Annotated in this window: 10 protein-coding genes; all 10 read right to left on the bottom strand. The window is 67.6% G+C overall.

Annotated elements, in window-relative coordinates; all coding sequences use genetic code 11:
- Window positions 1-60: 60 nt before the first annotated feature.
- The 10 genes from CQ040_RS08920 to CQ040_RS08875 all read right to left on the bottom strand — a co-directional run bounded on the left by CQ040_RS08920 (window position 61) and on the right by CQ040_RS08875 (window position 10,837).
- Window positions 61-1,359 (bottom strand): sugar ABC transporter substrate-binding protein, encoded by a 1,299-nt coding sequence (locus CQ040_RS08920; protein WP_105527329.1) that lies wholly within the window; start codon window positions 1,357-1,359, stop codon window positions 61-63.
- A 100-nt stretch (window positions 1,360-1,459) separates the two neighbouring features.
- On the bottom strand, window positions 1,460-2,554 hold the full coding sequence (locus CQ040_RS08915) for a LacI family DNA-binding transcriptional regulator (RefSeq protein WP_105527330.1): 1,095 nt from the start codon (window positions 2,552-2,554) through the stop codon (window positions 1,460-1,462).
- Window positions 2,555-2,561: 7 nt separating this feature from the next.
- Window positions 2,562-3,626 (bottom strand): zinc-binding alcohol dehydrogenase family protein, encoded by a 1,065-nt coding sequence (locus tag CQ040_RS08910; RefSeq protein WP_258131226.1) that lies wholly within the window; start codon window positions 3,624-3,626, stop codon window positions 2,562-2,564.
- Between the two features lie 74 nt (window positions 3,627-3,700).
- Window positions 3,701-4,042, bottom strand: coding sequence for an L-rhamnose mutarotase (locus CQ040_RS08905; RefSeq protein ID WP_105527332.1), 342 nt, complete (start codon window positions 4,040-4,042; stop codon window positions 3,701-3,703).
- 28 nt (window positions 4,043-4,070) lie between these two features.
- Complete coding sequence (locus tag CQ040_RS08900) at window positions 4,071-5,033, bottom strand: aldo/keto reductase (RefSeq protein ID WP_105527333.1); 963 nt, start codon at window positions 5,031-5,033, stop codon at window positions 4,071-4,073.
- A gap of 23 nt (window positions 5,034-5,056) precedes the next feature.
- Window positions 5,057-6,577 carry a sugar ABC transporter ATP-binding protein gene (locus CQ040_RS08895; protein WP_105527334.1) on the bottom strand — a complete coding sequence of 507 codons (1,521 nt, stop codon included), beginning with the start codon at window positions 6,575-6,577 and terminating at the stop codon, window positions 5,057-5,059.
- Entirely contained in the window at window positions 6,574-7,578 is a 1,005-nt protein-coding gene (locus CQ040_RS08890; protein ID WP_105527335.1) for an ABC transporter permease, read from the bottom strand. The genes CQ040_RS08895 and CQ040_RS08890 overlap by 4 nt, the downstream gene beginning before the upstream one ends.
- Entirely contained in the window at window positions 7,575-8,654 is a 1,080-nt protein-coding gene (locus tag CQ040_RS08885; RefSeq protein ID WP_105527336.1) for an ABC transporter permease, read from the bottom strand. The genes CQ040_RS08890 and CQ040_RS08885 overlap by 4 nt, the downstream gene beginning before the upstream one ends.
- Window positions 8,654-9,745 (bottom strand): mandelate racemase/muconate lactonizing enzyme family protein, encoded by a 1,092-nt coding sequence (locus CQ040_RS08880; RefSeq protein WP_105527337.1) that lies wholly within the window; start codon window positions 9,743-9,745, stop codon window positions 8,654-8,656. Before CQ040_RS08880 ends, CQ040_RS08885 begins: the two co-directional genes overlap by 1 nt.
- Window positions 9,746-9,772: 27 nt before the next feature.
- Window positions 9,773-10,837, bottom strand: coding sequence for a substrate-binding domain-containing protein (locus tag CQ040_RS08875; RefSeq protein ID WP_105527338.1), 1,065 nt, complete (start codon window positions 10,835-10,837; stop codon window positions 9,773-9,775).
- Window positions 10,838-10,926 lie beyond the last annotated feature (89 nt).

The raw sequence follows: 10,926 nt of genomic DNA, 5'->3' as shown, positions 1-10,926 counted from the left end.
TCGTTGTCCTTCGGTCTGGTCCGTCGGGCGGGCGGGGTGCCCACCCGCCCGACGCATCCGTCATTCCTTGATGTCGAGGCCGAGCTTTCCGAGCCCGTCCACGGTCGCCTTCTGGGTCACCTGAAGCGCGTCGCCCAACGTGGGAGAAGCGGTGACGGCATCCTTGAGCGCAGTGGCCGTGAGGTCGTACTTCGGCCCCCAGGCCCACGGACCGAGGTTCGCCGACGCCTCGTCGAACACCTCGTAGATGTCGTTCGCGTAGTAGTCGGTGGGGGCCACGGAGGCCGCGACATCATTCAGCCCGGGATAGGCGAGGTAGGCGGTGCCGACGGCACCACGTGCCTCGATGGCCTCGGGCGACGTGACGAGCCATTCCAGGAAGACGGCGGCCGCGGCCGCGTTGTCGGAGTTCTCCGGAATCGCGAAGCTCGTTCCCCCGCTCAGCGCCCCGGTGGGCTTTCCGTCCCATGACGGCGGAGCGGCCGCGATCCACTTGCCCTGCTGACCCGAGGCCTCGGTCCGCGTCTTGAGCGCGGAGGCGCTCCAGGATCCACCGACCCAGGCGTTGACCACGCCGCTGTTGAGATCGGCGGTCCACTCGTCACTGAATCCGAGCTGCTTCTTGACCAGGCCCTCGTCGATCAGGCGCTGCCAGTAGTCGGCGACCTTCTGCGACTCCTTGTCGTCGATGGCCACCTTCCAGCTGTCGTCCTCGACCGTGAACCATTCGGCGCCCGCCTGCCACGACATCGGCGCCAGCTGGGGCTCGTTCGTGAAGAAGCTCGTGAGGTAGGCGTCAGGGTTCACGGCCTTCACCGCACGGGCAGCCTCCTCGAACTCGTCCCAGGTCTTCGGAACCTCCACGCCTGCGGCCTCGAGCACGTCCTGGCGGTACCAGATGACCATGGGTGGCGCATCATAGGGAAGCGCGTAGGCCGCGTCGCCGAACGAAACCAGGCTTCGCACCTGCTCGTCGTACTTGCCGAGCAGGTCGCCCGAGACCAGGTCATCCACCGGGGCGAGCTGTTCAGCGGCGACGAAGCCGGGGAGCCGGTCGTACTCGATGCCGACGACGTCGGGGCCGCTGCCGGACTCGATCGCGGCGGACAGTTTCGTGTAGCCGCCGTTCGCACCGTTCGGGATCTCCTCGAACTTGACGGTGATGTCGTCCTGGCTCGCGTTGAACGCGGCGGCGACATCGGACATGCCACTGAGGAAGGACCAGAAGGTGACCTCGCCCTTCGGGGCGGCCGAGGGCTTGTCAGGTTCGGCGGTCGCACCGCCGCCGGCGCAGCCTGCGACGAGAGCGGACGTGGCGACCAGGGCCGCCACCGAGAGGGAAGTTCGACGCAGGGACATCGCGGGTTCTCCTTTGAATCGTTGACCGTGCGGATTCGATCTTTCGGCACGCCGCGCGATTCACCAACACCAGGGCCCGAGTTATAACAAAACCTAACAATCAGTGCGGGCGAACGCTGGAGTCCCTGACGACGAGAGCGGGGAGCAACGCCATCCGCACGGGCGTGTGCGTGGCACCGGTCGCCTGCTTCAGCCGATCGACGCACAGGCGCAGCGCGGCGTGCCCCAGCTCGTGCTTCGGTGGGGCGACGGCCGTCAACGGCACGGTCGCGAAGGCTGCGACCTCATCGTCGTAGGCGACGACCGCGAAGTCGTCCGGCACACGCAGACCGCGCTCGAGCACCAGATCGAGGAACGCCATCGCATCCGCGTCGCCGAGCAGGATCGCAGCCGTCACCCCCTGTGCGATGCAGTCGTCGAGCAGATCGTCGAGCTCGGCGATGTTCGCGTTATCGCCGAGTTGAGGGTCGGAGAGCTCGCGGCGGAGCGCCACGGCGGAGACGGGATCCATCGCGGCCATCGCCCGTCCGAACCCCGCATCCAGTCCGGCGGCGGTCGCAGCGGGACGCGCAGCCAGGACGATGCCCGTATGCCCCTGCTCCGCCAGATGTCGCACAGCCACCTCGGCTCCGTGGGCGTGATCGGTGCGGACCCATTCGAGCCGCCCGGCGTGCCGGTCCTCGACCGAGCGCTCCACCATCACCACCGGGACACCCACCTCAGCGAGCATCCGCTGCAGAGGCGAATCCCCCGCGAGGGTGTCGTGCGGAGTGATCATGAGCGCGTCGACGCCACTGGCGATGAGCCGCTCGGCCTGCCGGAACTCCTCCTGCGGCGAGTAGTTCGAGGCGCCGACCACGAGCCGGCAGTTCGACTCGTGGGCAGCCTGGCTCGCACCGCGGATCACTTCGGGGAAGTAGTACTGCGTGGTCGGAACGATCATCCCGATGGTGGCCACCGGGCGCGGCCTCGCTCCCACGGCATCACGCGCACCGCGCGACTGCTGCTGTGCCACCTCGAGAGAGACCGCGCCGCCGTGCACGCGCACCAGGAGTTCGCGCTCCTCCAACGCGACCAGGTCGCGCCAGAGCGTCATGGGCGTGATCCCCAGCCGGGCGGCGTACGGGGTGCTGGAGAGCGACCCCCGCAGCTCCAGCTCGCGGAGGATCGCATCGTGACGGGCAGCGGCGGTCATATCGCTTTCACGATAGTTGATGCGCCTCCGGCCAGTCGGTCACGACGACCTTGCCGATGGTGCGGGACGCCTCGACGATCTCGTGGGCTCGGCGCAGGGTCGCCGCATCCAGTGGGGTGAGATGGGTCGTGAGCGTCGTGCGGATCACGCCTTCGTCGACGAGTTCGGCGACCCGTTCCAGCAGGTCGTGCTGGTAATCGTCTGCGGGATCCGTCACGGGCCTGGTGAACATGAGCTCCCAGTGCCACGTCACGCTCTTCGCCTTGAGCGCGTCGATGCTGCCACCGGTCTCGTCGATCGACACGACCTGCCCGCGCGGACGGATGACCTCTGCGATCGACTTGACGTTGCCCGGCGTGAACGAGGTGAACACGTAGTCGACGCCGGCAGGCGCGATCGCCGACACCTCTGCCGCGAAGTCACGGCCGACCACGTGGTCGGCCCCCATCTGCCGTACCCAGTCCGCCGTCTCGGGGCGTGACGCGACGGCGATGACCTCCAGGCGCGTGAGGGCCTTCGCGAGCTGGATGATCAACGAGCCGACGCCGCCCGCCGCACCGATCACGAGGAGGAACCCCTCGCTCTCGCGGCCGAGGGCGAGCCGATCGAACAGGCTCTCCCATGCGGTGATGGCCGTGAGCGGCAACGCGGCCGCCTCGGCGACGGAGAGCGTGCGCGGCGCATGGCCGACGATGTTCTCGTTCACGAGGTGATAGCGGGAGTTCGTACCGGGGCGATCGATCTGCCCCGCGTAGTACACGTGGTCCCCCACCACGAACCGGCTCGCCTGCTCGCCCACCGCGACCACGACGCCCGCGGCGTCGTAGCCGAGGATCCGCGGCGTGCCGGTGGTGGACGCTCCGGCTCGGACCTTCACGTCGACCGGGTTCACCGAGACCCCCTGCACCTCGACGAGGAGGTCTCTCCCGCTCGGAGTCGGCACGGGCAGGGAGATGTCGACGAGCGCGTCGGGGTCGGTCACGGGGCGCCGTCCGCGCGCGCCGATCGCGGACATGCGGTCAGGGATCGACGCCTGGGAGGAAACGGGTTCCGGAGTGTTCGTGGTTGCCATGCGCGTCACGCTATCCGAAGGCCTCTAGTTACCCGCAAGGGCATCTGGTATCCAAAAGATACTGCCCGCCCGTGTCAGGCTCCGCTCTCGGCACCTCGCTGCGTCGAGAGAGCCCAGACCTGCTCGATCGGAGTGAAGCCGTCTTCGCCGTCCGGCCCGTGGAATCCCTCGACGAATCGGCCGATATCGGCCTGCCAGGCGTCGTTCGCCGGCGAGGCGTTCACCACCTGCATCGCCGCATCGAAGTCGTCGCACTCGACGAGGTGGAACAGGTTGCGCCCGGAGCGCCAGATGGTCCAGTCCTGGATGCCGGCTACGCCGAAGAGTTCCCGCAACGACTCAGGGACCCGGGCGTGATGAGTCCGGTAGTCGTCGATCGCACCTTCTGCGATCACCGAGTGCAGTGCGATGCGCATGCCGCTCCTTGTCCGTTCACGATCGATGTCAGTTCACAATCGATTCCACTGCCACGATATGCCCCGCAGCGGTCAGAGCAGTCCACAGCTCCTCGGGGATCTCAGCGGTCATCCGAGCTGCCGCTTCCGCGGCCTGCTGCGCCCCACGCACCCCCACGACGGATGCGACGACCTGCGGCATCCGCAGCGGGAACTGCACGGCCGCGGTCGGGAGCGACGTGCCGTGCTCACGGCAGATGCGCTCGATGTCGCGAGCTCGCTCCACGATGCCGTGCGGAGCTTCCGCGTAGTCGTACGTGCCCCGATCGGGCACGGTCTCCCGTGCGAGTAGACCCGAGTTGTAGACCGCGGCCGCGACGACGGCGACATCGCGCTCGTGCGCGGCCGCCAGCATCCCGAGGCTGCTCGTCTGCTCCAGAAGAGTCAGACGTCCGGCGCACATCACGATGTCCGCATCGGTCTGCTCGATGAGGTCCACGAGCATCGCGGCCTGATTCATCCCGGCGCCGTATCCGCCGATCACACCCGCGGCGCGCAACTCCGACAGCGTCCGCGCTCCCGTCGTGAGTGCAGCTTCCACGTGATCGTCCGGGTCGTGCATGTAGACGATGTCCACGCGGTCGAGTCCGAGCCGCTCGAGACTGGCTTCGACCGATCGCAGCACACCGTCGCGGCTGAGGTCGTACACACGGCGCACGTCGGACGGCACGTCGAAGAGATTCGCCAGGTCGCGCTCGTGCGCGGTCTCGGGGCTCGGCACGAGCAGCCGGCCGACCTTGGTGGAGACGACGTAGTCGTCGCGTGGATACGCGGCGAGCGCGCGGCCGAGTCGGCGTTCGGAGAGCCCGAGCCCGTAGTGGGGCGCGGTGTCGAAGTGGCGGATCCCGGCGTCCCAGGCCGCGTGGACGGTCGCCTCCGCCTCGTCGTCGGTCAGCACGCTGCCGAGGTTGCCGAGCTGCGCGCACCCCATGCCGAGCACGCTGACGTCCATCCCACGATGGGTCCTGCGCGGAATCACCGCGCCGGCTCCGAGGCGCCATGGATGTGGCCCATCACCTCCGCGCTCATGGGCTGGTAGTCGTGCGTGTTCTCGACGACGCCACGGACGATGTACTGGTCCATCACGACGATCCGGTCGGCGAGCGTGACCATCTCGGCGAGGTCGCTCGAGATGAGCAGGATGGCCATGCCGTCGTCGGCGAGACGCCAGATGAGCTCATAGAAGGCGCGCTTGGTGCGCACGTCGATCCCGACCGTCGGCTCGTCGATGATGAGCACCTTCGTGCGAGCGGCGAGCCACTTCGCCAGTGAGACCTTCTGCTGGTTGCCGCCGGAGAGCTGCCCTGCGAGCTGCTCCTGCGAGGAGATCTTGATGTCGAGCGCATCGACCTGGGCCTGCACAGCTTCGCGCTCCTTGCGCCCCGGCACGAAGCCGAGCACCTTCGCGAGCTCCGACCAGATGGTGACCGCCACGTTGCGCGTGATCGACTGGAGGAGGAAGACGCCCTCCTCCTTGCGGTTCTCGGTGACGTAGCCGATGCGGAACCTGCGGAGGGCATCGCGGACGGAGCGGATCCGCACGGTCTCGCCGTCGATGCGCACCTCTCCCCCGGTGACCCGATCGAGGCCCAGCACAGCGCGCGCGAGTTCGGTGCGTCCGGCGCCGACGAGTCCGTACATGCCGAGCACCTCGCCGGGATGAACCGCGAGCGAGATGCTCCGGTGCCCCGCGGCTGTGCTGACATCGACCAGTTCGAGTGCCGGAGTGGCCGTGCGGTCCACCTCGCGCTCCTCGACCTCGAGATCTGCGAGCGTGCGCCCGACCATGCGCGAGACGACCTCGTCGCGACTCGTATCCGCGATCGGCTGCGACGGCATCACGGTGCTGCCGTCGCGAAGCACCGTGATCGCGTCGCAGTGCGCGAACACCTCGTCGAGCTTGTGGCTGACGAGCACGATCGCGGTCCCCTCCGCACTGAGCTGGCGGACCACGGTGTAGAGCCGCTCTGCCTCGTCGTTGCTGAGCGAGGCGGTCGGCTCGTCGAGCAGCAGCACCTTCGCGCTCCGGTACAGACCGCGAGCGATCTCGACGAGCTGGATCTGCGCGGCTGAGAGCTCGCGCATCGGGGTGCGCGGATCGATGTCGAGGTCGAGCATGTCCAGGCACCGCTTCGACTCGCGCCACACCCGACGCCAATCGACGGTGCCTGCGCGCCGCGGCATCGCGGAGAGGGCGATGTTCTCCCCCACCGTGAACTCACGGACGACATTGCGCTCCTGGTGCACGACACCGATGCCGGCCGCCATCGCCTCCAGCGGATTCGCGAACGACACCTCTTCACCGCCGAGGATCAGGCTGCCGGAATCGGCGCCCTGCACCCCGGTGACGATCTTGATGAGCGTCGACTTCCCTGCACCGTTCTCCCCCATGAGGGCGTGCACGGATCCCGCCTCCAGGGTGAGATTCGCGTCTGCCAGGGCTGTCACCCCGGGGAACGTCTTCCGCAGATTCCGGATCTCCAGTGCGACGGTCATCGCTTCACCTCCGCCAGTGCGGCTTCCGCGCGCAACGATCTGATCCTGCTGGCATGGCGCGAAGCCTGCACCTCGCGCAGCTTGCCGAGCGCGACTGTGCCGAGCACGACAGCGCCGACGACGAAGTTGACGACCTCCGCGTCGAAGCGGAAGATCGGGCTCGCCGCATCCACGAGCCGCACGACCATCGCCGCGAGAACCGTGCCGAGGACCGCGACCGTTCCGCCGACGAGAGCGACTCCGCCGATGATGGGGGCCGCGAAGCTCGGCAGCAGCCAGTCTCCGCCGACCGTCGTGTTCACGCCGGGCAGGAACGAGATGCTCACCATCGCAGCGATACCGCACAGCAACCCGGAGAGGGTGTGCGCCACGATGAGGGCACGGTCGGTCGAGATGCCGGCGAGCTGGGCCGCGGAAGCATTGCCTCCACTGGCGAGCAGCTTTCGACCCGACACCGTCTGCGCGAAGTAGAGGGCGACGATCGCGGCGACGACGAGCGTCATCAGGAAGATCGTCGGAATGCCCAGGATCGCCGATCGCCCGAAGGCGGCGAGCTCTGGCCACGCCTTGCGCTCGATCGTGCGGGTGCCGACGAGGGCGTACTGCACACCGATCAGGATCTGCGACATCGCGAGCGTCACGATGAAGCCGTTGATCCGGGTCCCGACGACCAGCAACCCGTTCGCAAGGCCGAGGACCGCACCGGTGAGCACGGCCACCAGCGCACCGATCCACGGCGGGACGCCCCAGGACGTGACGATCACACCCGTGAAGCAGGCCGCGACGCCGCCGATGGCTCCGACCGCGAGGTTGAGCTGTCCGACGCAGAGAGTGATCATCTGCGCCAGCCCGATCAGGATCGGCACGCTGACGAAGCGGAAGAAGCTCGTCATCGAGACAGGACCGAAGAACTGACCAGAAGTCGCCATGCCGAGGACGATGGCGCCGACGACGACGATCCCGACGAGCAGGACGTTGTTCGCGCTGATGATGCGTTTCATCGGTGGGCCTCCGCCTCATCCAGTTCGACGGCGAGGGTCGCGGCGGACTCCGTGGCTTTGGCGGGTCGGCGTCGCGCGAAGAGCAGGCGCAGACGGTCCGTGGCGAGTGCCGCCAGGAGGATGAATCCGAGCAGGACGTTGAGAGTCTCGAGGCCGACACCGAACAGCTCGAGCCCCTTGCGGATGACCGAGGTGAGCGTGATCCCGAGTGCGGTGCCCACGATCGACACCAGGCCGCCGGCGAGGAGCGTGCCGCCGAGGATCGGTCCGAGGAAGGAGGAGAGCATGAACTCGCTTCCGATCGCCGGGGTGAACGAGCCGGTGCTCGCGGCGAGCAGGAACCCGGCGATCGCGGCGAGGAGTCCGGACAGCGCGTGCGCCAGGATCGTGCGGCGCGCCGTCGGCACTCCGGAGAGCTCCGCGGCCCGCACGCTGCTGCCGGTCATCAGCACCTCACGACCGCTGCGGGTGCAGGTGTAGAAGTACCAGATGACCGCCATGCAGCCGAGGGCGGGGAGGACCATGAGCGGAACCGCGTTCGATCCGCAGTAGCCGAACATGCACACGTCGGCGAACGTGCCGCGGCCGATCGTCTCGAACCCCGCCGGTGCCACCGTGAAGGCCTGGCCGGTGCTCCACGACTTGTAGAGCGTGGGGATCAGCCCGAGCAGGGTGAAGCTCATCGCCAGGGTGACGATGAACGAGTTCACCCCGGTCTTGGCGATGATCCACCCGGCGAGGGCGCCGAGCGCGGTGCTGGCGAGGATTCCCAGAGCCAGCCCGACGAGCAGCGGCATCCCGAGGTTCTCGAACGATGCCCCCATCACGAGGGCACCGATCCCGGCCAGCTGCCCGACCGCGAGATTCATGTGCCCGACCGAGAGCACGACCATCTGGGCGAGGCCGACGACCGTGAAGATCGCGATCGAGGTGAGCAGCGGTGCGATGACGAACGGTCCGTTGAGGAACGCCGGTTTGAGGGTCGCGATGATGACGACGAGGACGATGATCAGGATGACGAGGAGCGCACGAGGTGAGCGGAGTTCGGCGCTCACGGCGTGACGCACGCGCGACATCAGAGGACCGTCCTGTCATCCATCGCATCGCGATCCCAGTCGATGCCGAGCCCGAGCGTCTCCGGGGCGAGTGCACGGCCGTCTTCGATGGTCATCCCGGTGCGGGTGATCGCCCGCAGCTGAGGGATGTGCTCGACATACCGACCGTTGGGGACGGCGGCGACCAGGCTCACGTGCAATTCCATGAGGAAGTGCGGGCAGACGTGCACGTTGAACGACTCGGCGAGATGGGCGACCTTCAGCCAAGGCGTGATACCGCCGATACGAGCCACGTCCACCTGGACGATTCCTGCGGCACCACGGTCGAGATACTCCCGGAACTGCGCGATCGAGTACATCGACTCACCGACCGCGATCGGCGTCGAAGTCGACGCTGCGAGCCGCACATGCCCTTCGATGTCGTCGGCCGGGAGGGGTTCCTCGATCCAGCCGAGGTCGAGGCCGTCGAAGAGCCGCGCCCGACGGATGGCCTCCGCGCTCGTCATCGACTGGTTGGCATCGACCATGATGTCGAAGTGCGAACCGACGGCTTCGCGAACAGCCGTCAGGCGCTCGCGATCCTCCTGGCCGCTCGGCTTGCCGATCTTGACCTTGACGCCTTTGAGGCCTGCCTCTTTCGAGGAGAGAGCGCCCTTGACCAGGTCGTCGGTGCTCAGATGCAGCCAGCCGCCCTCGGTGTCGTAGAGCGGGATATCGCGGCGGAAGCCCCCGGCGAGGCGCCAGAGGGGCAGGGCCGCGCGGCGGGAGGCGATGTCCCAGAGAGCCGTGTCGACCGCGGCGAGCGCGAGCGAGGTGATCGCGCCGGTCGTGGTGGCGCGGGTCGAGGAGAAGAGGCGGTACCAGACAGCCTCGATGCGGTCGGCGTCCTGGCCGACCAGGATCGGGAGCAGGTGGTCGCGCAGCATCGACAGCACGGCGCGACCTCCTGTCCCGATCGTGTAGGAGTACCCGAGGCCGTGCAGGCCATCGCTCGTGGTGAGTTCCACGAAGATCGTCTCCTGCGAGACGAAGCTCTGCACGGCGTCCGTGCGTTCCGTCTCCACGGCGACGTCGACGAGGAACGCGCGAGCATCGGTGATCGTACTGGCCATCGGGTACATCTCCTGGGGTAGGTCAGTTCACTTGCAGGTGAGCAGGTCGTCTTCGAACTTCTTCTTCACCGTCTCGGCGAAGGTGTCCTGCTCATCGCCGTAGGTGTCCACGTTGTCCTTGGTCACGACGAACGATCCGGAGTCGACGATCACGCCGGGGTCTGCCATCTCGCATGCACCGCTCGCGAGCTGCCCGAGGACCCAGCTGCCCACGTAAGCCTGTCCGACCGGGTTCTGCGCGACGGTGCCGTAGATCGAGCCGTCGCGGATGCCGTCGAGGATCGTGGGGTCGTCGTCGATGGCGATGAGCTGGATGTCGAGGCCGGACTCGGCGATGGCCTCTGCACTCGCCACCGCGGGGTTGTAGGCGGTCGTGACGATCGCGCCGATCTCGGAGCCGCTGGCCGCCAGCAGGTCGGACGCGGCCTTCTGCGCCGTGGCGAGGTCGGTGTCGACGTCGGTGATCGTCTGCAGCAGGGTGACGGCACCGTCGGTCTCGTCGATCGCGCGCTGGACGCCCTCGATGCGACGCTGCGTGTTCGAGTCGACGTTGTTGCCGGTCATGTGCACGATCGTGCCCTTGCCACCGATCGCGTCGATCGCCGCGGCGGCCGCCTGGTACGCGGCCTCTTCGGTGTCGGTCGACAGGCAGAACGCGGCGAGGTTCTCGTCGCCGGCCGGGCACGAGGCGATCGATCCGACCGCGATGCCCGCGTCCGTGAGCTTCTTGAACGTCGAGTTGATGTCGGTCGGCGACACCCCGAAGATGCCGAAGGCGTTGTACCCGTTCGCAACGAGTGAGTTGATCACGTCGTTCTGCTTGGTCTGGTCCCACTCGGAGGTCTCGTTGAAGGTGACCTCGCCGAGGCCGAAGTCTTTCGCGGCCTTCTCGCCGGCAGCGATCCACGGCTGGAAGTACGGGTGCGCGCCACCGGGCACGAGGGCGACGCGGACGTCGGAGAGGTTTCCGCTGCCACCGTCGCCACCATCGGCGGAGCCGGAGTTCTGCGGGGTGCAGCCGCCGAGAGCGAGAGTGAGCGCGGCGGCCGCCGCGATGACGGCGCCGAGCCGCACGTGCTGTGTGATGCGCATCTTTGAGCCTCCAGTGAAGAATTCAATCTGAAATATCGTATTTGATCTTTCAAAGGCTATGATGGGCCGCACACACTCGTTCTGTCAAG

This window comes from Microbacterium sp. MYb54 (genome assembly GCF_002979515.1).
Taxonomy (GTDB): Bacteria; Actinomycetota; Actinomycetes; order Actinomycetales; family Microbacteriaceae; genus Microbacterium.
This window is presented reverse-complemented; position numbering and strand designations above follow the sequence as displayed.